Raw genomic sequence first — 21,052 nt, forward strand, 5'->3', positions numbered from 1 at the left:
AAAGATGGCGTGCGCGTGAGCGCACGCCTTCGCGTATCCGGCCCCTGTATAACCGGTGTTAGTTAGCCGACCCTGATAACGGGTTTATACAGCGGGGCTGCCCCGCCTGCCTGTTTACAGGTCTGCCTCAGGAGAGATGCCATGTCGCGTGATGTTCAAGAACCTACCCCCCATGTAGCACCCAGCAAGGCTGAGGGTTCGAAGTCAAAATACAAACGTATTTTGCTCAAGCTTTCTGGCGAAGCGCTGATGGGTGAACACGATTTTGGTATTGACCCTAAAGTGCTTGACCGGATGGCGTTGGAGATCGGCCAGCTCGTCGGTATTGGGGTACAGGTAGGCATCGTGATTGGCGGTGGTAACTTGTTTCGCGGTGCGGCGCTCAATGAGGCTGGCATGGATCGCGTCACCGGTGACCATATGGGCATGCTGGCGACCGTAATGAATGCGCTGGCAATGCGTGATGCGCTAGAGCGCTCCAATATCCGCTCGCGCGTGATGTCGGCTATCCCAATGAGCGGCGTTGTAGAGCACTACGACCGTCGCACGGCCATTCGCTACTTAACCTCCGGGGACGTAGTGCTGTTCTCTGCAGGCACAGGCAACCCCTTCTTCACCACCGATTCTGCAGCTTGTTTGCGCGGCATTGAGGTGGACGCCGACGTAGTGATCAAGGCGACCAAAGTCGATGGCGTCTACAATAAAGACCCGGTAAAACATCCGGATGCGGTGAAGTACGACCAGCTCTCTTACGACGACGCCCTGGATCAAAAATTGGGCGTTATGGATTTGACCGCTATCTGCCTGGTACGTGACCATAATATGCCGGTGCGGGTATTTGATATGAATAAGCCTGGCGCCCTACTGAATATGGTCGTAGGGGGCAAGGAAGGCACGCTGATATACAGAGGGTAATGACGTGATCAACGATATTAAGAAAGATGCCGATTCGCGCATGCAAAAAAGCGTTGAGGCGCTGCATAGCAACTTCAATAAAATTCGTACCGGTCGTGCTCACCCGAGCATTTTAGACGCCGTTACCGTGGACTATTACGGCAGCCAGGTACCGCTTAGCCAAGTGGCATCGGTCAACGTTGAGGACGCTCGCACGCTGACGATTGCGCCGTGGGAGCAGGGCATGGTGCAGAAGATCGAAAAGGCCATCATGACCTCTGATCTTGGCTTGAACCCGGCCAGTGCAGGCAACGTGATCCGTGTGCCAATGCCGATGCTCACCGAAGAGACCCGCAAAGGTTATATCAAGCAGGCGCGTAGCGAAGCTGAAAACGCTCGCGTTGCCGTGCGTAACGTACGTCGTGATGCTAACGGTGATTTCAAGTCGTTGTTAAAAGATAAAGAGATTACCGAAGACGATCAGCGTGAAGGCGAAGATGCGATTCAAAAGCTGACCGACAAGTATATTGCTGAGATCGATAAAGCGCTGACTGCAAAAGAGCAGGATCTCATGCAGGTATAAACCTGTGCTTTATTCAGCCGCGGGCAGCTTTGGCTGCCCGTTTTGCCACACTCTGGCTGGTTTTTTTATGACTGACCTTTGGTGCGAGAATCCATGACGTCACCGCAGCTTCCTGAAAAACAGCCGGACGACGCCAGCGCGTCTTCTCTGGCCGGGGAGGCCCCGCCGTCTCACGTTGCCATCATTATGGATGGCAATAACCGCTGGGCGCGCGCGCGCGGGCTTTCGGGGGTGCGTGGGCACCGGGCTGGGGTGGAAACCGTTCGTGCGGTGATTCAGCGAGCCGCCGAGCGCGAGGTGCAAACCCTCAGCCTGTTTGCTTTCTCCAGCGAAAACTGGAAGCGTCCGGCCGCAGAGGTCAACGCCTTGATGGAGCTGTTTTTGATGGCGCTTAAGCGTGAAGTCAAAAAGCTCAATGAGCGTAATGTGCGCCTCTCGATCATTGGCGAACAGCGGGGTTTTTCCCACGCCATCCAAAAGCATATTCAGCGTGCTGAAGCGTTAACCGCGGACAATACAGGGATGCATCTGGTGATTGCCGCCAACTATGGGGGGCAGTGGGATATCGCACGGGCGGCGCGCACCTTAGCCGAGCAGGTGGCGGCTGGGGAGTTATCGCCTGAGCAAATCGATGAAGCGTGCTTCGACACTGCAATGGGGACTGATGACGTGCCGCCGGTGGATCTGTGTATACGTACCAGTGGTGAGCAGCGGCTATCCAACTTTATGCTTTGGCAGTTGGCCTATGCTGAGCTGCACTTTTCCCCGCTGCTATGGCCCGATTTCGGTGCGGATGCGTTTGATGCAGCATTAAACGACTTCTGCCAGCGCCGTCGTCGCTTTGGCATGACGGACGAACAAATAGAGGCGCAGGGTGCTTAAACAGCGGATTATCACCGCAGCCTGGCTAGCACCCCTGGTGCTGGCTGGCCTGTTTGGTTTAGACGGCGGCGCTTTTGCGCTATTTACGGCGTTGATGGTGCTACTCGCCACTTGGGAGTGGGCCAATCTGGCGGGCGTTACCCGTACGGCACAGCGTGCTCAGCTAGTGGCCGTGATGGCGGTGTTGATGCTGGTCATGTGGCTGGCCGGAGCCGCCACCTCAATATGGCCGCTTTGGTTCTCTGCTGCCGGTTGGCTGGTGAATCTCTACTGGGTAACCCGCTACCCTGCGGCGGGTGAGCAGTGGCAGTCCACCGTGCGGCGCCTGGCGATGGGCCTGTGGGTGCTATTGCCCTGCTGGGTGGGCTTTAACGTTCTGCGTGACATCGGTATGGCTTGGCTGCTGTTTGTGCTGCTGCTGGTTTGGTGCGCGGATATCGGCGCCTACTTTGTGGGGCGACACTGGGGCAAGCGCAAATTGGCTCCCCACGTGAGCCCTGGCAAATCATGGGAGGGCGTATACGGCGGCTTAGCGGCGACCACTATTCTGGCTATTCTCTTTGCGCTGTGGTTGCCGCTGGGCCTGGTGGGTGGAATTACCCTGATACTCATCACCGCCGTGGTCACTTTGGCCTCTGTGCTAGGGGATCTACTGGAAAGCATGCTCAAGCGCCATCGTAATATCAAAGATTCGAGCCAGTTGCTGCCCGGCCATGGCGGTGTGCTGGATCGCATTGATAGCCTCACCGCGGCGATACCGCTGTTTGCACTGTTCTATGTGGAAGTACTGGTTGAGGTGTTTGCTCGGGTGCCGCCGCTATGAGCCAACTCGCTAATAGGCAACGTGTGACCGTGCTTGGCTCGACAGGCTCTGTGGGCACTAGCACGCTGGATGTGATTAGTCGCCACCCAGACCGCTATTGCGTGCATGCCCTGACCGCGCACACCTCAAAAGAGGCTCTGCTAGCGCAGTGCTTGGCGCATCGCCCTGCGGTCGCCGTGTTGGATAATGAGGCCGATGCCGCTTGGCTGCGCCAAGAGCTTAAGCGGGCTGGGCAGTCAACTGACGTGAGCGCAGGCCCAGAGGCGCTGTGCGATGTTGCCCGGGACGCCAGCGTCGACTGCGTAATGGCGGCCATTGTCGGCTCGGCGGGCTTACTGCCTGCCCTAGCCGCTGCGGAAGCAGGCAAGCGCGTGTTACTGGCCAATAAGGAGGCGCTGGTGATGAGCGGCGCGCTGTTTATGGAGGCCGTTTCCCGCTCTGGCGCAACATTACTACCGATTGATTCCGAACATAATGCCATTTACCAGTGTCTACCTGCGGAGCACCGCGGCGGACTTGCCAAGCACGGCGTTCGTCAACTGCTGCTAACGGCCTCTGGCGGGCCGTTTCGTACCTGGAGCCAGGCGGAAATCAATAATGTCACTCCCGAACAGGCCTGCGCTCACCCGAACTGGTCAATGGGACGTAAAATATCGGTGGATAGCGCCACACTGATGAATAAAGGGCTAGAGCTTATTGAAGCCTGCTGGCTGTTTGATGCCACGCCCGAACAAATCCAGGTGGTGGTGCACCCTCAAAGCGTGATTCACTCCATGGCGGCGTATCAAGATGGTTCGGTGATTGCACAGTTGGGTAATCCTGATATGCGCATCCCCATCGCCTACGGGCTAGCGTGGCCGGAGCGCATTGATGCCGGGGTTGAGACACTGGATCTTTTTCAGGTGGCGCGGCTTGATTTTGAAGCCCCCGATGAAACTCGCTTCCCCTGTTTAGGGCTTGCCCGTGAAGCGATGCGGCAAGGTGGCATGGCACCCGTTGTGCTCAACGCTGCCAATGAGGTTGCAGTTGAAGCATTCCTACAGCGTCGAATCGGCTTTACAGCCATTGGGCAACTGGTCGCCGACGTCTTGTCGCGCCCCTATCAAGGCCGTGTTGATAGCCTTGATAGCGTATTAGCAACGGATCAGTGGGCGCGACAGCAGGCGCTGGAACTGGTAACAAAATGATACGCTTAAGCATTCGCTGGGCTGGTCGTTAGAGCGGGGCATTAAGGAGTTCAGTGTGGGCCTTATACAGAATATTTTAGCGGTCATTGTGGTGTTGGGCCTGTTAGTGACCTTCCACGAGTTTGGCCATTTTTGGGTGGCGAGGCGCTGTGGGGTCAAAGTGCTACGGTTTTCTGTAGGCTTTGGTAAGCCGCTATGGTCGCGGGTTGACCGCCACGGCACCGAGTTCGCGATAGCCGCCATTCCGCTGGGTGGCTATGTCAAAATGCTCGATGAGCGTGAGGCGCCGGTTCCGGAAGAGCAGCTTGATCAGGCATTTAACCGCAAAACCGTGTGGCAGCGCATTGCGATTGTGGCGGCAGGGCCAATCGCCAACTTCTTGTTAGCGATTGTGGCTTACTGGGCACTGTTCGTGGCGGGTACCACGGTGGTGTCGCCAATGGTAGGTAGCGTTGCGCCTGACTCGCCCGCCGCCGAAGCCGGACTTGCCAATGGCGATGAAATTGTCGCCATTCAGGGCGATGAGATGCGCTCTTGGGAAGATGTTAACCTCAAACTGGTATCGATTATTGGTTTCAGCGGTGAGCTGGATATAGACGCCCGCCCCGAAGGCGCGAGCGACCCTCAACGTTTTGGCTTATCGGTGACTGATTATTTGGTTCGCCAAGATCCGCCACAGCCGCTGCAATCGCTGGGTATTACTCCTTGGCAGCCGGAATTTCCGGCCGTTTTAGGCCAAGTAGTGAGCGGAGAGGCCGCCGAGCAAGCAGGCCTTGAGGCGGGCGATAGGATGGTGGCGATTAATGGCGAACCAGTGGATGATTGGATGCACTTCGTTAATATGGTGCGAGGTAATCCAGGTGAAACGCTGCAGCTCACCTATGAACGTAATGGCGAGCAGTCGAGTGTTGATTTAACCCCCGGGCGTAACCGCTTGGACACTGGGGTTGAAATTGGTTATATCGGTGCAGGCGCCGAGCAGGTCGAGTGGCCAGCAGCGTTTCAGCGTGAAATCCGTTACGGCCCTATCGAAGCGGTAGGCCAGGCTGTTTCGCGCACTGGAGAGATGACGCTCTTAACCTTAGATGCCATACGCAAAATGTTTGTCGGGCTTATCTCGCCTTCCAATTTGTCCGGGCCAATCACCATTGCACAGATCTCTGGTGATTCGGCCCGTGCAGGGATGGAAGCGTTTATTGGCTTTCTAGCGTATCTTTCTATCAGCCTTGGGGTACTAAACTTACTACCTATCCCGGTGCTCGATGGTGGCCACTTGCTCTATTATTTTATGGAGGTCGTGCGTGGACGGCCAGTATCCGAAAGAACCCAAGCCGTAGGACTGCGCATTGGGCTTGCCATGGTCGGCACCCTGATGTTGATGGCCCTCTATTTTGATCTGATGCGCCTGTGGTAATGACGCGTGTAGCGCGCAGGATGCCTTGTCATCTGCCTGCACAAATGTATATGGTGCCTTTCTGGAATGATAGGCAGACCAACGCGAGCGAATTGACTGCATGAAAATCAAGACCCTTGGAATGGCGGCACTCTTGCTGGCAGGCGCCAGCGGCGCCCAAGCACAATCCTTTGATGTTTCAGACATTCGAGTGGAAGGACTGCAGCGGGTATCCGCCGCCTCGGTCTTCAATGCATTTCCGGTGAGTGCCAATGAGCGCGTCAGCGAAGAGCAATTAGCTGCTGCTGCCCGTGACTTATTTGCCACAGGGCTATTTGACGATGTCTCCCTGGCACGCGAAGGCGATGTACTGGTTATTCAGGTCGTCGAGCGTCCGACTATTGCGCGGCTACAGATCAGCGGCAACGATCAGATCTCCGAAGAGGACTTGCGCAATGGTTTGCGTGAATCGGGGCTCTCGGAAGGTCAGGTACTGGAGCTCTCTACGCTGGAAGAGATACAGCGCGAGCTGGAAGGCGTCTACCAGTCTCAAGGTCGCTACAGCGCCAGCATCGATACCGAAGTGGAAGAGGTTGATGAGGGCCGGGTACAGGTCAATATCAATATCAACGAAGGCGAAGTGGCCAAGATTCGCCAAATCAATATCGTTGGTAACGAAGCCTTTGATGATGAAACGCTGCGTGGCGTGTTTGAGTTAAATGATCGGCCAGGACGCTTTTTCGGCTGGTTCTCTAGCGACGAGTACTCCCGTGAAGCGCTTTCCGGTGATATTGAGCGGCTGCGCTCGTTCTACCTAGATCGTGGCTACGTCAACTTCGATGTCACCTCGACTCAGGTGTCGATTGGTCCGGAAAAATCCGAAATCTTTATTACACTAAACGTCGATGAAGGCGCCCAGTACCGGGTAGGTGATATTCGTTTCGCGGGTGATCTACAGATCAGCGAAAACGAAGCTCGCCAGTTACTCACCGTTAAAGAGGGAGAGATTTTCTCCCGCGGCGATGTGAATGCCTCCACCGAAGCCCTGCGCCAGCGTTTGGGTGCCGAAGGCTTCGCCTTTGCTGATATTCAAGGCGTGCCTGAAATGGCAGGGGACGGTGAAACGGTCGATCTGGTGATTGCTGTCAATCCCGGTGAACGCGCCTACGTGCGTCGTATCGAGTTCTACGGTAATACGACTACTCAGGATGAAGTACTGCGGCGTGAAATGATTCAGTTGGAGGGCGCACCCGCTTCCACCGAAGCCATTACACAATCGCGTCAGCGCCTTGAACGCCTGGGCTTTTTTAGCCAAGTAGAAGTGGATACCCAGCCTGTACCTGGTGAGCCGGATTTACTCGACGTTACTTATAATGTCGAAGAGCAGCCCTCGGGGTCGGTCTCTGCCAGCGTTGGTTTCTCCCAGAGTGCCGGGGTTATTTACGGTGTCGGCTTGTCACAAAATAACTTCTTGGGTACGGGTAACCGGGTCAATGTAGGGGCTCAGCGCAGCGACACCTTTACCAGTGTGAACTTTGGCTTCACTGATCCCTACTGGACGTTGGATGGCATTTCTCGCGGCTACAATGTTTTTTACCGCGAAACAGATTACGCCGATTCGGATATTTCGACGTTCTCGACGGATGCCTATGGTGCCGGTATCAACTTTGGTTACCCCGTAAGCGAACTGTCGCGTCTTAACTTCGGTGCCAGCGTTGAAGACCTAACGGTGAAAACCTACTTCGACACGGCCTCAGAAATTCGTCGCTATGTGGAAGATCAGGGCGAAGATGCGCAAAGCCTGAAGCTGACCGCTAGTTGGACACGCAACAACCTCAACCGCGGTATTATGCCGACCGATGGTAACTATCAGCGACTGTCGCTGGAAACCGGCGTGCCGGGCAGTGATTCGGAGTACTACAAGCTGCGCGCCCGTGCTCAACAGCTCTTCCCGATTAACGATGACGAGTCCTGGGCGTTCAAATTTACCGGCAATGTCGGCTATGCCGATACGCTGGGCGGCAACGATCCCTTCCCCTTCTATGAAAACTTCTACGCGGGTGGTCTTGGCTCGGTGCGTGGCTTCACGTCGAATACGCTTGGGCAGCGCACCACGCCAGCAACCGAAGGCGGCCGTGACCGCACGCTGGGCGGTAACGTTTCAGTAGAAGGTAGCGCCGAGATCATTTTCCCGCTGCCCTTTGTTGAAGATCAGCGCGCGCTGCAAACATCGCTATTTTTGGATGGCGGTAATACCTTCCTGACCTCTTGCTACGATGTGCTTGCAGAAGACGCAGGGCGTCAGCAGTGTAACTCCGGCGTTGATCTAGGCGATTTGCGCTACAGCGCCGGTATTGGCCTCTCTTGGCTGACACCGGTAGGCCCGCTGACCTTTAGCATTGCTGAGCCATTGAACGATAAGAGCGGTGACGACACTCAGTTCTTCCAGTTCTCATTAGGACAAACGTTCTAAAGGGCAAACGTTCTAATTTTGCTAGACCGCGTGCCATGGTGGCGCGCGCTAGCGTGACCTAAGGAGATAACATGATGCGTAAACTGACAGCGGTGGTATGCCTGTTGGGCGCGATGATTTTGCCCGCTCACGCTGCAGAAGTAGCAGTGTTGGATTGGCGAGCAGCATTGATGAATACCCAGTCCGCACAGGCGTCAATGAGTACTCTGGAAGGGCAAATTGGCAATCAGCAGCGTGAAGCGCAAAACCTGGGTAATGAGTTGCAGCAGCTTCAGCAGCGTTTGCAGAACGAAGGCGAAACGATGGCTCAGTCCCAGCGGGAGTCGCTGATTAGCGAGCTTCAGCAGAAAGGCAGCCGTTTTGAACAGCTTCGCCAGGAAGTAATGCAGGCACAGCAGCGTTCCGAGCAGCAGTTTTTAGAAGGCGCCGAGCCTAAGCTGGAACAAGCGGTAGCAGAAGTGCTGGAACGCCATGGTATTGATGTGCTGGTTGAACCCCAGGGCGTACTGCACTCAGGTGTGGATCTGCCCAATGTGACCGATGAAGTCACCCAGATTTTTGATACCTTGAACTAAATTTAAACGCTAATTGGTGTGGTCAGGCCACACCAACGCTTCCCTGGGCTCCCATGACGCACGCTTCTCATCACTTTACCCTCGCAGACATTGCGCGCCAATTGGGCATTGCCGTCAGCGGTAATGCCCAGCAGCCGATACGCGGCTTGGCGACGCTAAAAGAAGCGCAGCCGGATCAAGTGGCTTTTCTGGCCAATCGTGCCTACCTGAAAGATTTGGCGACGACCAAGGCGGCCGCGGTATTGCTGCACCCTGAGCATGGCAAGCACTGCCCGGTAGCGCGTCTGGAAATCGATAACCCTTACTTGGGCTATGCCAAGCTATCGCAGTTGTTTGACCCACTGCCTGCCCGCGATATCGTCGGTATTCACCCCACCGCCGTCGTGGCGGAAGATGCTCAGCTAGGCGCCGATGTCTGCATTCAAGCTCATGCAGTGATTGAATCAGGCGTGGTGCTGGGCGACCGTGTGGTCATTGGGGCGGGCAGCGTGGTGGGAGCCGATACAATTATCGGCGAAGCAACGCGTCTGCACGCCAATGTCACCCTCTGCCATGGCGTGGTTATCGGTAAACGGGGCATCTTGCAAAGCGGCTGTGTGATTGGCGGCGACGGCTTCGGGTTTGCCCACGATGGCGCTGGCTGGCATAAAATCGCCCAATTGGGGGGCGTAGTGCTTGGCGACGACGTTGAAGTAGGCAGTTGCTCCAGCATCGATCGTGGCGCTTTGGGAGATACGGTGATTGGTGATGACGTCAAAATTGATAGTCAGGTACAAATCGCCCATAACGTCATTATCGGTGACCACAGCGCCTTAGCAGGCTGTGTGGGCATTGCTGGTTCGACCAAGGTCGGTAAGCACTGCATGCTGGGTGGTGGGGTCGGTTTATCCGGTCACCTAACCATTTGCGACGGCGTTCAGGTGACAGGTATGAGCCTTGTCACGAACTCAATCCATGAACCGGGGGTCTACTCATCCGGTACTGGCGCCATGGCTAATGCCCAGTGGCGTAAAAACGCGGTGCGTTTTAAACAGCTTGATGACATCGCTAAGCGCCTGGCTCGATTGGAAAAAAAGCAACGTGAATAGTAACGGCTGCATGACTTTTACCCGCTGCTGGTTTGAGACTAGATAACAGCGGGGTATAATCCACAGCCTTTTAACCAGTGCACGTGCTGGTATTTGCCTGACACTCTTCAGGAGCTGCAGGTTTTTGTTATTTTAGAGGTCGCTACGATGGTTATGGATATCAATGAAATTCGCGAGTACTTGCCCCACCGTTACCCCTTTTTGCTGGTGGATCGAGTAACGCAATTAACCACCGGCGAATCCATCGTTGCGTACAAAAATGTCAGCATTAATGAGCCATTTTTTAACGGCCACTTTCCGCATCACCCGATTATGCCCGGCGTACTGGTGATTGAAGCCCTGGCCCAGGTATGCGGCATTCTCGGTTTTAAAACGGTCAATAAACTGCCTGCCGATGGTTATGTGTACTATCTCGTGGGCAGCGATAAAGTGCGCTTTAAACGCCCGGTAATGCCGGGCGACAAGCTCACCTTAGAGGCCGACGTGATTAGAGGTAAACGGGGTATCTGGAAATTTGCATGCCGTGCCACGGTTGACGGTGAGCTGGCCTGCGAAGCAGAAATTATTTGTGCCGAGAGGAAGGTGGCTTGATACATCCGACTGCACTGGTCGACCCGGCGGCGCGCCTTGCCGACGACGTTGAGGTTGGCCCCTTTAGCATCATTGGCCCCGACGTCACGATCGGCGCGGGCTCCGTGATAGGCCCTCATGTGGTGGTTAAAGGCCCCACCTCGCTAGGCGAACGTACGCGTATCTTTCAGTTTGCCTCGGTAGGTGAAGACTGTCAGGACAAAAAATACGCAGGCGAACCCACGCGGTTAGTGATGGGCGACGATAATGTGGTCCGTGAAGGCGCCACGATTCATCGAGGCACCGTTCAGGATCGCAGCGAAACCACCATTGGTTCGCGCAACCTGTTTATGGCCTACGTGCATGTCGGCCATGACTGCGTGATTGGTAACGACTGCATTTTAGCCAATCAGGTTACCTTGGCGGGCCATGTCACCGTCGGTGATCATGCTATTCTGGGTGGGTTGGCGGCAGTACATCAGTTCTGTCACTTTGGCGATCACGCCATGGCCGGTGGTGGCTCGATTATCACCAAGGACACACCCGCCTATATCATGATTAATGGCAACCCTGCCGAAGCGCGTGGCCTCAACCTGGTGGGCTTAAAGCGCCGCGGCTTTAGCCGCGAAGCAATTAGCGCCTTAACCACCGCCTATAAAATGGTCTATCGCCAGGGACTGACTACAGAGCAGGCGCTTGTCGAAATGCGTAGCCGCTTTGATTTGCCCGAAATCGAGCATTTCGCCGCCTCCATTGAGCGTTCTACCCGCGGCATCACCCGTTAACCCATGCTAATCATTTTATGACCCTGCAACGTGTCTATCTCGTGGCTGGGGAACTCTCCGGCGATATCCTTGGCGCTGGGCTGATGCGTGAACTTAAAGCGCGCCACCCCGGCGTCGAGTTTCGTGGCATCGGCGGGCCGCGCATGCAGGCAGAGGGCATGGAGAGCCGCTTCCCTTTAGAGACCCTCGCGGTGATGGGGTTGGTTGAGGTGCTTAAGCACCTCCCCGAACTGATCCGCGTGCGGCGTACGCTGAAAGCCGAAGCGCTGGCCTGGCAGCCGGATATTATGCTCGGCATCGATGCGCCTGACTTCAATTTAGGCCTGGAACGCCAGCTCCGCGAAGCGGGTATTACTACTGCCCATTACGTAAGCCCTTCCGTATGGGCGTGGCGCCAGGGGCGGGTAAAAGGCATCGCTAAATCGGTGGACGGCATGCTGACACTGCTGCCTTTTGAAGCCGCCTTCTATCGCAAACACCGTGTTCCCGTTGCCTTTGTGGGTCACCCTCTGGCCGACGAAATGCCGCTGGAAAATGACCGTATTGCCACCCGTCAGGCGCTGAAGCTGGCGCCGGATAGCCAGGTGTTAGCGCTGCTGCCCGGCTCCCGGGCCAATGAAATTCGCTTTTTGGGTGACACCTTTCTTAACGCTGCCGAACAGCTCTGCCAGCGCCACCCCACGCTGCAAGTGGTGATTCCTGCAGCCACCGCTGATCGCCGCCGGGAAATCAGCGCACTGCTGGCTAGTTACCCGCTGTTGGTGGAGCGTACTGCGCTTTTGGATGGTCAGGCCCGCGAAGCCATGGTGGCGAGCGATGTGGTGCTGCTGGCCTCGGGTACCGCCGCGCTGGAAGCCATGCTGTGTCACCGCACCATGCTAGTGGCCTACAAAATGGCCCCAGCCACCCACTGGCTGGCTAAGCGAATGGTGAAAACCCAGTGGGTATCTCTGCCCAATTTGATTGCCCAGGAGACGCTGGTGCCCGAGCTGATTCAAGACGCCGCCTCTCCAGAGGCGATTGCCGAGCAGCTCAGCGCTATGTTGGCCGACGAGGCAAGTCGACATGCCTTGGAAACACGCTTTGCCGAGATGCACGCTACGCTCCAGCGTAACGCCAGCCGTCGCGCCGCCGAGGCGATTAACCTGTTGGCCGCGGGTCAGCCGCTGGAGAGTGTTGATGGCCATTGAGCACTGGTTGATCGAGCACAAGGATTTTCCAACGCTGGAAATTGCCTACAGCGGCGAGCGGCTGGCGGGGGTCGATGAAGTAGGCCGAGGGCCGCTGATCGGCAGCGTGGTGGCCGCGGCGGTGATTCTCGACCCCGCTCAGCCGATTGACGGTCTTACCGACTCTAAAAAGTTGACGGCGCGCAGGCGTGAAGCACTGGATACACAAATTCGCGAGCGGGCGCTGGCCTTTGCCGTGGCAGAAGCCAGCGCAGCAGAAGTGGATGCGCTGAATATTTACCACGCCACCCACTTGGCCATGCGTCGAGCCATTGATGCGCTGGCACCGGCGGCGGAATATCTACTCGTGGATGGCAACAAATTACCTGGCCATCTGTTGCCTGGCCAGGCCGTGGTAAAGGGCGATTCACGCCACTGTGCGATTGCCGCGGCGTCGATTTTGGCCAAGGTCGCTCGCGATGCGCAGATGGTCGCCTTGGATGAGTGCTATCCTGAGTATGGTTTTGCGCGCCATAAAGGCTACCCGACCAAAGAGCACCTGACGGCGCTTGCAGCTCACGGGCCACTGGCCGAACATCGTCGTAGCTTCGCGCCTGTGCAGCGTCAGTTGGCGCTGCTTTAACGTATTTTTCTTCACCTAGCGTTTTGCTGAGAGTCTCATGACGGTTCCGTTCGTTCATTTACGTTTGCACAGTGAATATTCCCTGGTCGATGGCTTAGTGAAGCTAAAGTCGCTGGTTAGCACCACGGCTGAACGGGCGATGCCAGCGCTGGCCTTGACCGATGAAACCAACCTGTTCGGCCTGGTGAAGTTCTACAAAGCCGCCCAGGGGGCGGGGTTGAAGCCGATTATTGGCAGCGACTTATGGCTCCATAATCCCCATGACGAGTCCCACCCTTACCGGCTAACGCTGCTGGCGATGAACGATATTGGCTATCGCAACCTGACCGAGTTGATCTCGAAAGGTTGGACGCATGGTCAACGGCAGGGGCGCGCCATTCTCGATAAACAGTGGGTGCTGGAGCAGAGCGAAGGCTTGATTGCGCTTTCCGGCGCGCGGGAGGGTGAGATTGGCCGCCACCTGCTATCTGATCACGAACAGGATGCGCGGGTGCTGCTCGAAGAGTGGCAGGCGGCCTTTCCCGAGCGCTTTTATCTAGAGTTGATTCGCACCGGGCGCCCGCTGGAAGAGGCCTGCGTTCACGCCAGCGTCAAGCTGGCCATTGAAACAGGCACGCCAGTGGTGGCGACCAATGACGTGCGCTTTCTTGAGCGCGAAGATTATTGGGCCCACGAGACCCGCGTCGCCATCGGTGAAGGTAAAGCGCTGGACGACCCACGCCGCGAACGCCGCTACACTGAAGAGCAGTACTTAAAAAGCCCCGACGAGATGGCGGCGCTGTTTGCCGATATCCCCGAAGCGCTGGAAAACAGCGTGATGATCGCCGAGCGCTGCAGCGTGGATGTGCGCCTGGGCGAGATTTTCCTGCCCGAGTTCGGCATTCCCGAAGGGATGACCCAGGATGAGTTCTTCCGCAAAGTATCCCATGACGGTTTAACCGAGCGGTTGGATTTTTTGTTTCCCGCTGAACGCTACCCCCGCGACAGCGAAGAGTACCAGGCGATCGACCAGCGCTACCGCGACCGGCTGGAGTTCGAGCTCAACGTTATTATCCAGATGGGGTTCCCTGGCTACTTCCTGATCGTGATGGACTTCATCCAGTGGGCCAAGGACAACCGCGTACCGGTAGGCCCGGGGCGTGGTTCCGGTGCTGGTTCGCTAGTGGCCTACGCGCAAAAGATCACTGACTTAGACCCGATTGGCTACGACCTGCTGTTCGAGCGCTTTCTTAACCCCGAACGTGTCTCCATGCCCGACTTTGACGTCGACTTCTGCATGGAAAAACGCGACAAGGTGATCGAGTACGTAGCCGAGCGCTACGGGCGCAATGCGGTCTCCCAGATTGTTACTTTTGGCACCATGGCGGCGAAGGCCGTGGTGCGCGACGTCGCCCGTGCCCAAGGCCGTCCGTACTCGCTGGGGGATAAGCTCTCCAAGCTGATTCCCTTTGAAGTAGGCATGACCCTGGCCAAGGCGATTGAGCAGGAACCCGCGCTCAAAGAGTTTATCGGCAACGATGAAGAGGCCGAAGAGATCTGGGAAATGGCGCTCAAGCTTGAGGGCACCACCCGGGGCACCGGCAAGCACGCCGGTGGCGTGGTCATCGCCCCCACCAAACTGACCGATTTCTCACCGCTGCTCTGCGATGAAGATGGCTCCGGCTTGGTGGTACAGTTCGATAAAAACGATATTGAAGAGGCGGGGCTGGTCAAGTTCGACTTCCTGGGCCTGCGGACGCTGACGATTATCGACTGGGCACTAGAGATGGTCGACAAGGTGCGCAGCGTTAACGGCCAGGATCCGCTCAACATCGACAGCATCCCGCTGGACGACGCGCCAACCTTCGAGATGCTCAAGCGCGCTGAAACCACGGCGGTCTTCCAGCTCGAATCCCGCGGCATGAAGGAGCTGATCAAGCGCCTGCTGCCTGACTCCCTGGACGATATGATCGCCCTGGTGGCACTGTTCCGCCCCGGCCCACTGCAGTCGGGCATGGTCGACGACTTTATCAACCGTAAGCACGGCCGGGCCGAAGTCTCTTATCCACACCCGGATTACCAGCACGAGCTGTTGAAACCTGTCTTGGCGCCCACCTACGGCATCATCCTCTACCAAGAGCAGGTCATGCAGATCGCTCAGGTAATGGCAGGCTACAGCCTCGGCCAGGCCGATATGCTGCGCCGTGCCATGGGTAAGAAAAAGCCCGAAGAGATGGCCAAGCAGCGTGACGGCTTTATGGAGGGGTGTGCCGCCAACGGTATCGATAAAGACCTGGCCGGTAACATCTTTGACCTGGTAGAGAAATTCGCCGGTTACGGCTTTAACAAGTCTCACTCGGCTGCCTACGCGCTGGTGTCTTACCAAACTGCGTGGCTGAAAGCCCACTATCCGGGGCCCTTTATGGCCGCCGTTATGTCCACGGAAATGGACAACCTGGATAAAGTGGTGCCGCTGATTGAGGAGTGTCGGAACCTCAAGCTCACCGTAACGCCGCCGAACGTCAACGTCGGTGGTTACAAGTTCACCGTCGATACCGATGCGCGTGTGGTCTATGGGCTAGGCGCAATTCGCGGCGTGGGCGAAGGGCCCATTGGCGCCATTGTCGAAGCCCGCGAGGCAGATGGCCCCTTTAAAGATATCTTCGATTTCTGCCGCCGCATTGATCCCAAGCGGATGAATAAGCGCACCCTGGAGGCGCTGATTCGCTCCGGCGCGCTGGATACCCTAGGCCCCAATCGTGCGGTGCTGTTCGCAGCGATGGAGGACGCGCTAAAAGCCGCTGCCCAAAACCACGCCAATCAGAATCTGGGCATGCTGGATATGTTTGGTGATGCGTTCGCCGCGGCCGATGAAAGTGACGGTGACAGCAACGTTTACGCCGAATACATCAACGCCCGTGAGTGGACCGATCGCGAACGGCTCTCAGGGGAGAAAGATACCCTGGGGCTTTACCTGACAGGGCACCCGATCGACGAGTACGAGCGGGAGCTAAAACGTTTTGTCTCCACGCGGATCAGCGATTTAAAACCTTCTCGCGACCCCCAGCGCGTTGCTGGGCTAGTGGTCGGCGTGCGCACCATGAAGTCAAAGCGTGGTGATACCATGGCGTTTATCACCCTGGATGACCGCACCGGGCGTATTGAAGCTTCGCTGTTTGGGGAGCTATTCGAGCAACTACGCGGTCAGATTGAGGCTGATCAGGTACTCATCGTTGAGGGCGAAGTCTCCAGCGACGAATACTCTGGTGGCCTGCGCCTACGCGGTAAAGACGTTACACCAATGGTGACGGCGCGCATTCGCTACGGCCAAGCCGTGGAACTGGCATTGGACGCGGGGCAGATCAATGGCCGCTTAATTGAAACCCTGCGCGACAGCCTGACGCCGTATCGCGATCAAGAGGGGTTGCCGGTGCGCCTGCAGTACCGCCACCCAGCGGCAGTGGCTTGGCTGGAACTTGCCGATGAGTGGAAAGTCGCACCGAGCGACGACTTACTGCTGGCGCTGCAGGATGTCCAGGGTCAGACAGGCGTACAGCTACGCTATCGATAGCTGACGATACGTCACTAAACTATCGGAAGAGGGCAGGTTGAAGCGAGGGTCTTTCGGCCAGGGCCGGAAAATGTTCCTGACAATTCCGGCATTTCCGCCATCCATGGCGGTCAGATGGCGAAAGTAGCGCCCAAGGATGGGTTCACAGCGCCCTCGCGGAGACCTGCCCTCGTGAGATTGCACTCTGTGCATAAGTGAGCCCACCTTGCGTGGCAGGGTCAGGGTGCGATAATACTTATTTTGATCAGGCTTGTTTTTGACAGGCAGCTTACAGGCAGAGCCGATGAATCCTAATTATCTCGATTTTGAACAGCCGATTGCCGAACTTCAGGCAAAAATTGAGGAGCTGCGTCTAGTCAGCTCCGATAGCCAAGTCAACCTTTCCGACGAGATCGCTCGGCTGGAAGAGAAGAGCCGCAAGCTGACGGAATCGATCTTCAAGGATTTGACTCCCTGGCAGGTTTCCCAGCTATCACGGCACCCTCAGCGTCCCTACACGTTGGACTACCTCGAACACATCTTCACCGACTTTGACGAGCTGCACGGTGATCGCAACTTCGCCGATGATGCCGCGCTGGTAGGTGGCATTGCGCGGTTGAATGATGCACCAGTGATGGTGATTGGCCATCAAAAAGGCCGCGATGTAAAAGAGAAAGTGCGCCGCAACTTCGGTATGCCGCGCCCAGAAGGCTACCGCAAAGCGTGCCGTCTGATGGAGATGGCCGAGCGCTTTAAAATGCCGATCCTGACCTTTATCGATACCCCCGGCGCCTATCCCGGTATCGACGCCGAAGAGCGCGGTCAGTCAGAGGCCATCGCCTATAACCTGGCCGTTATGTCGCGGCTGAAAACACCGATTATCTCCACCGTGGTGGGCGAGGGCGGCTCCGGTGGCGCGCTGGCAATTGGCGTCTGCGACGAACTGCAAATGCTGCAGTATTCGACCTACTCGGTGATCTCACCGGAAGGCTGCGCATCGATCTTATGGAAAAGCGCTGAAAAAGCCTCTGACGCCGCTCAGGCTATGGGCATTACCGCCGAGCGACTGAAAGAGCTGGGTTTCGTCGATTCGCTGATCAAAGAGCCGCTCGGTGGTTCCCACCGTCACCCGCTAACCACTGCTGAGCGGGTCAAAGAGGCGCTTACCGCGAGCTTGGGGCGTCTGCAGTCAATGGACACTGACGCGCTGCTGGAGCGTCGCTACAAGCGTTTAATGAGCTATGGCGCCCCAGCCGCTTAATACGCTGCAACGCTTGCTCAACGACGCCCTGGCGGAAACCCCGCCGGGGCGCTCTATTTGGGTGGCACTCTCAGGTGGTTTGGACTCCTGCCTGCTGCTCGCGTTAGCCGCACGGGCCTGCGAACAAGCAGACCGCCATTTGCGGGCTATCCACATTAACCACGGCCTACAGGCAGCAGCGCAGACGTTCGAGGCGCACTGCCGGGATATGTGTGTGCGTTTGAACGTGCCGCTGACCGTGGTCAATGTGACGGTAGATGCACAAGGTGAAGGCATCGAAGGCGCCGCTCGCAACGCCCGCTATGAGGCTTTTTTGGCCACCATTCCCACTGGCGATACGCTCTGGCTGGCCCAGCACCAGGATGATCAGGCGGAAACCTTTCTGCTCGCCGCTCTGCGCGGCAGCGGGCTACGCGGCCTGGCCGGTATGCCCTATCGCCGGGAGGCCCAAAGTACCACCTTGGTGCGTCCCTGGCTCTCCGTGCACCGAGCTGAACTTGAAGCTGCGGCTGGGCTGCTTGAGTTGCGCTGGTGCGAAGATCCCACCAATCAAGATATTCGCTTTGATCGCAACCGCCTGCGCCATCGAATATTGCCAGCATTGCGCGAGCGCTGGCCCACAGCCGTCGCTGCTTTAGCCAATAGCGCAACCAACGCCGGTGACGCAGATGCGGTGCTTAGCGAGTATTTAGCAGCCGAGCTAAACGAGCTCGTCACCGGAGAAGGGCAGATAGATGCGAGCGCACTTAGTCAGCGCTCCCGTCCCCGCCAGCGGCTGCTGGTGCGTACTCTTTGCCAACAGCAAGGCTTGCCAACACCGCCCCAGAAGCGTTTAGAGAGCCTGCTGGATCAATTGAATGCCAAGGCGGGTGCCGCGGTGTGCGTTGAGTGGCCGGGTGCTCAGGCGCGCCTATGGCGCCAGCGGCTCTATCTGATGGTGCCTTTTGAAGCGTTATCGTCGTGGGAGGTTAGCTGGGATGGTCAAACGCCACTGGAAACGCCTATCGGGCCGCTAGGGTGGCAGGTGGCCTCATTACAAGAGCCGTCTCAACCGCTGAGAGCGACCTGGCGACAAGGTGGGGAGGTTATTCAACTGCCTAAACGAGGGCGGCGCGACCTAAAGCGGTTGCTACAAGAGGCGGATATGCCGCCCTGGGAGCGCCAGCGGCTGGTGGTTATCATGCAGGGTGAGGCGTGTATCGGGGTGGTTTGTCCCCCTGCTCAGCTGTTATGGCAGGCAGAGGGCGTTTGCTTTACACGTCTGACTTCGCCTGCTTAACGATCAGCTTAAAACCGGCGGCTTCCATAAACGCCTGCTCCTGTTCCAGGTCGGTACTCAGCAGGGTGGGTTCATCGCTGGCAGGCAGCGTGATCGTCAAGCTATCGCTGTCAGCGCTTATTTCCGGTAGCGAGGGCGCGGTTTCCGGGCGGGAATGGTTGAGCAAAACGGCTAAACGCAGCAGTCGGGCGAGCTTCTGGGTCGTCTCCTGTTGCGCTTCCGGCAGGGCCTGCCACTCCTTGAGCGGAAATTTACGCCGGTGCGCGCGCACTAAAAACGCCAGTTGGCGCTGTTCAGGGCGTGAAAAACCCGCGAGATCCGAATGCTCCAGCAGGTAGGCGCCGTGGCGATGAAACTGGCTGTGAGAGATCGCCAGGCCGATTTCATGCACGTGGCTAGCCCACTGCAAATAGCGCCCTTGGTCAAGGTTTAGCGACCACGCATGGCGTACCTGCTGAAACAGCCGCTCGGCAGTGTCGGCGACGTTAAGCCCTTGGCGGGTATCAACATCGTAAGTGCGCTGTAGCGACTCCAGGCTTTTCGAGCGCGAGTCTTCGGCGGTATTGCGCCCGGCCATATCGTAGAGCACGCCTTCACGCAGCGCCCCATCGGCAAAACGCATTTGGGTTAAATCAAAGGCTTCAAAAATCGCCCCAAGAATGGCAATCCCCGCCGGGAAAACTTTGGCACGGTCAGCCTTGAGGCCCTCCAGCGCGACTTTATCCAGTTGCTTGCACTTCAGCAGCCGTTCGCGCAGCTTCTTTAAACCGGCGCGAGTGATAACACCCTCGTGGGGCGTATCGCCATAGGCATGCAACACGCTGGCGGCGGCCTTGATCGTGCCGCTGGAGCCGACTGGGTCGTCCCAGCCCAGGCGTTGATAGGGGCGCTGAATGTTGGCGAGCTCTGAAAGAGCGGCGAGCTCGGCGCGGCGCATACGTTTTTCGTTCAACTCGCCGTCGGAGAAGAAGCGTCGGGAAAATGTCACGCAGCCCATGCGCAGGCTCTCCAGCGCTTTGGGCTCAAAAGCTTCACCAATAATGAATTCGGTCGAGCCGCCGCCAATATCGACGATTAATCGGCGGCCATTTTCGGCCAGCGCGTGGGCGGCGCCTAAATAAATCAGCCGAGCCTCTTCGCGGCCGGCGATAATTTCGATGGCGTGGCCTAATTGTGCTTCGGCGCGTTCGATAAATGTTTGGCTATTATCGGCATCGCGTAGCGCATTAGTGCCGACAATGCGCAAATTGGCGTTGGTGATATCGCTTAAAAACGGCGCGAAGCGGCCCAGGCAGTCTAGTGCGCGCTGCATTGACTCTTCGCTGAGCAGGCCATCATCGTCTAAACCCGCGGCGAGCTGCACCTTTTCGCCCAATCGGGCCACCACCTGGAGGCGTTCATGCTGGTAATTGGCCACCAGTAGATGAAAGCTGTTGGAACCCAGGTCTATAGCGGCGAAGCGCTGCGGCGCACCGCTGTCTACCTCAGCGGGAGCGGTGGCAATGGGGAGCGAAATGTCCTTGGGCATGAGCTTTCCTTCGTGTTGGCTGTGCCAAGGTTGCGGCGACCTTTATCTATTGTCAATTGCTAGACACCTAAAGGCTTGCGTTTGTCGCGGCGCTTGACTACCATCGAGCTACTGGCCTGATCTGACCTGGTTAGTTAGCGTGTCCACAAGTACTGCGCAGCTGAGATGAGTCGCTGTTTAGATAAATCATCTTGCATGCGTCGTGCAAGTACGGCACCTTGGTCGCCCCAGACGTTATTCACTGTTTATCCCGTTAGCGTCAGCCAGAATTCCAAGTCGTCAGATAGCCCACTGGTTCAACCACTTTCCTGGGGTAGCCAGATTAAACAAGTGTTAGCACCCTCGAGTTGAGTCTTAATAACAACAAGCAGCAGCGTTGTTAGTTAAGTC

At 57.1% G+C, this 21,052-nt stretch carries 17 protein-coding genes; 16 read left to right on the forward strand and 1 reads right to left on the reverse strand.

The annotated features are described in order from the left end of the window. Positions 1 to 141: 141 nt before the first annotated feature. The 16 genes from pyrH to tilS all read left to right on the forward strand — a co-directional run bounded on the left by pyrH (position 142) and on the right by tilS (position 19,134). The gene (gene pyrH / locus E0L35_RS12030) at positions 142 to 915 is read left to right on the forward strand and encodes a UMP kinase (protein WP_007111718.1); all 774 of its coding nucleotides are present in this window, start codon (positions 142 to 144) and stop codon (positions 913 to 915) included. 4 nt (positions 916 to 919) lie between these two features. After that, on the forward strand, positions 920 to 1,477 hold the full coding sequence (gene frr, locus E0L35_RS12035; RefSeq protein WP_009288629.1) for a ribosome recycling factor: 558 nt from the start codon (positions 920 to 922) through the stop codon (positions 1,475 to 1,477). A gap of 93 nt (positions 1,478 to 1,570) precedes the next feature. Continuing rightward, positions 1,571 to 2,359, forward strand: a complete 789-nt coding sequence (gene uppS / locus E0L35_RS12040; RefSeq protein WP_022520193.1) for a polyprenyl diphosphate synthase — start codon at positions 1,571 to 1,573, stop codon at positions 2,357 to 2,359. Next, the gene (locus E0L35_RS12045; RefSeq protein WP_009288631.1) at positions 2,352 to 3,182 is read left to right on the forward strand and encodes a phosphatidate cytidylyltransferase; all 831 of its coding nucleotides are present in this window, start codon (positions 2,352 to 2,354) and stop codon (positions 3,180 to 3,182) included. Before uppS ends, E0L35_RS12045 begins: the two co-directional genes overlap by 8 nt. After that, positions 3,179 to 4,369, forward strand: coding sequence for a 1-deoxy-D-xylulose-5-phosphate reductoisomerase (gene ispC / locus E0L35_RS12050; RefSeq protein WP_022520192.1), 1,191 nt, complete (start codon positions 3,179 to 3,181; stop codon positions 4,367 to 4,369). The genes E0L35_RS12045 and ispC overlap by 4 nt, the downstream gene beginning before the upstream one ends. A gap of 55 nt (positions 4,370 to 4,424) precedes the next feature. Continuing rightward, positions 4,425 to 5,783, forward strand: coding sequence for an RIP metalloprotease RseP (rseP, locus tag E0L35_RS12055; RefSeq protein WP_022520191.1), 1,359 nt, complete (start codon positions 4,425 to 4,427; stop codon positions 5,781 to 5,783). 121 nt (positions 5,784 to 5,904) lie between these two features. Beyond that, positions 5,905 to 8,235 carry an outer membrane protein assembly factor BamA gene (bamA, locus tag E0L35_RS12060; RefSeq protein ID WP_027957767.1) on the forward strand — a complete coding sequence of 777 codons (2,331 nt, stop codon included), beginning with the start codon at positions 5,905 to 5,907 and terminating at the stop codon, positions 8,233 to 8,235. A 74-nt stretch (positions 8,236 to 8,309) separates the two neighbouring features. Continuing rightward, a complete protein-coding gene (locus tag E0L35_RS12065) occupies positions 8,310 to 8,810 on the forward strand; it encodes an OmpH family outer membrane protein (protein ID WP_027957768.1) in 501 nt (166 codons plus the stop codon). 53 nt (positions 8,811 to 8,863) lie between these two features. Further along, positions 8,864 to 9,898: a UDP-3-O-(3-hydroxymyristoyl)glucosamine N-acyltransferase gene (lpxD, locus tag E0L35_RS12070; protein ID WP_009288490.1), complete on the forward strand. Its 1,035-nt coding sequence runs from the start codon at positions 8,864 to 8,866 to the stop codon at positions 9,896 to 9,898. Between the two features lie 147 nt (positions 9,899 to 10,045). After that, the gene (gene fabZ, locus E0L35_RS12075) at positions 10,046 to 10,489 is read left to right on the forward strand and encodes a 3-hydroxyacyl-ACP dehydratase FabZ (RefSeq protein ID WP_022520189.1); all 444 of its coding nucleotides are present in this window, start codon (positions 10,046 to 10,048) and stop codon (positions 10,487 to 10,489) included. After that, positions 10,486 to 11,253, forward strand: coding sequence for an acyl-ACP--UDP-N-acetylglucosamine O-acyltransferase (gene lpxA / locus E0L35_RS12080; RefSeq protein WP_138800400.1), 768 nt, complete (start codon positions 10,486 to 10,488; stop codon positions 11,251 to 11,253). The genes fabZ and lpxA overlap by 4 nt, the downstream gene beginning before the upstream one ends. A 17-nt stretch (positions 11,254 to 11,270) precedes the next feature. After that, the gene (gene lpxB / locus E0L35_RS12085) at positions 11,271 to 12,443 is read left to right on the forward strand and encodes a lipid-A-disaccharide synthase (protein ID WP_039860640.1); all 1,173 of its coding nucleotides are present in this window, start codon (positions 11,271 to 11,273) and stop codon (positions 12,441 to 12,443) included. Continuing rightward, positions 12,433 to 13,065 (forward strand): ribonuclease HII, encoded by a 633-nt coding sequence (gene rnhB / locus E0L35_RS12090; RefSeq protein WP_027957771.1) that lies wholly within the window; start codon positions 12,433 to 12,435, stop codon positions 13,063 to 13,065. Before lpxB ends, rnhB begins: the two co-directional genes overlap by 11 nt. Positions 13,066 to 13,102: 37 nt before the next feature. Continuing rightward, a complete protein-coding gene (dnaE, locus tag E0L35_RS12095) occupies positions 13,103 to 16,615 on the forward strand; it encodes a DNA polymerase III subunit alpha (RefSeq protein ID WP_138800401.1) in 3,513 nt (1,170 codons plus the stop codon). 283 nt (positions 16,616 to 16,898) lie between these two features. Next, entirely contained in the window at positions 16,899 to 17,855 is a 957-nt protein-coding gene (accA, locus tag E0L35_RS12100) for an acetyl-CoA carboxylase carboxyl transferase subunit alpha (protein WP_022520184.1), read from the forward strand. Continuing rightward, on the forward strand, positions 17,836 to 19,134 hold the full coding sequence (tilS, locus tag E0L35_RS12105) for a tRNA lysidine(34) synthetase TilS (protein WP_138800402.1): 1,299 nt from the start codon (positions 17,836 to 17,838) through the stop codon (positions 19,132 to 19,134). Before accA ends, tilS begins: the two co-directional genes overlap by 20 nt. On the opposite strand, the gene ppx is transcribed toward tilS, so the two are convergent. Then, positions 19,109 to 20,662: an exopolyphosphatase gene (gene ppx, locus E0L35_RS12110; RefSeq protein ID WP_022520182.1), complete on the reverse strand. Its 1,554-nt coding sequence runs from the start codon at positions 20,660 to 20,662 to the stop codon at positions 19,109 to 19,111. The genes tilS and ppx overlap by 26 nt on opposite strands. Positions 20,663 to 21,052 lie beyond the last annotated feature (390 nt).

The organism is Halomonas sp. ATBC28, assembly GCF_005937175.1.
Taxonomy (GTDB): domain Bacteria; phylum Pseudomonadota; class Gammaproteobacteria; order Pseudomonadales; family Halomonadaceae; genus Vreelandella; species Vreelandella titanicae.

Bases quoted from the DNA above. Each gene is read 5' to 3' on its own strand.
- pyrH (WP_007111718.1), top strand. From the start codon at position 142: ATGTCGCGTGATGTTCAAGAACCTACCCCCCATGTAGCACCCAGCAAG.
- uppS (WP_022520193.1), top strand. From the start codon at position 1,571: ATGACGTCACCGCAGCTTCCTGAAAAACAGCCGGACGACGCCAGCGCG.
- ispC (WP_022520192.1), top strand. From the start codon at position 3,179: ATGAGCCAACTCGCTAATAGGCAACGTGTGACCGTGCTTGGCTCGACA.
- bamA (WP_027957767.1), top strand. From the start codon at position 5,905: ATGGCGGCACTCTTGCTGGCAGGCGCCAGCGGCGCCCAAGCACAATCC.
- E0L35_RS12065 (WP_027957768.1), top strand. From the start codon at position 8,310: ATGCGTAAACTGACAGCGGTGGTATGCCTGTTGGGCGCGATGATTTTG.
- lpxD (WP_009288490.1), top strand. From the start codon at position 8,864: ATGACGCACGCTTCTCATCACTTTACCCTCGCAGACATTGCGCGCCAA.
- fabZ (WP_022520189.1), top strand. From the start codon at position 10,046: ATGGTTATGGATATCAATGAAATTCGCGAGTACTTGCCCCACCGTTAC.
- lpxB (WP_039860640.1), top strand. From the start codon at position 11,271: ATGACCCTGCAACGTGTCTATCTCGTGGCTGGGGAACTCTCCGGCGAT.
- rnhB (WP_027957771.1), top strand. From the start codon at position 12,433: ATGGCCATTGAGCACTGGTTGATCGAGCACAAGGATTTTCCAACGCTG.
- dnaE (WP_138800401.1), top strand. From the start codon at position 13,103: ATGACGGTTCCGTTCGTTCATTTACGTTTGCACAGTGAATATTCCCTG.
- accA (WP_022520184.1), top strand. From the start codon at position 16,899: ATGAATCCTAATTATCTCGATTTTGAACAGCCGATTGCCGAACTTCAG.
- tilS (WP_138800402.1), top strand. From the start codon at position 17,836: ATGGCGCCCCAGCCGCTTAATACGCTGCAACGCTTGCTCAACGACGCC.
- ppx (WP_022520182.1), bottom strand. From the start codon at position 20,662: ATGCCCAAGGACATTTCGCTCCCCATTGCCACCGCTCCCGCTGAGGTA.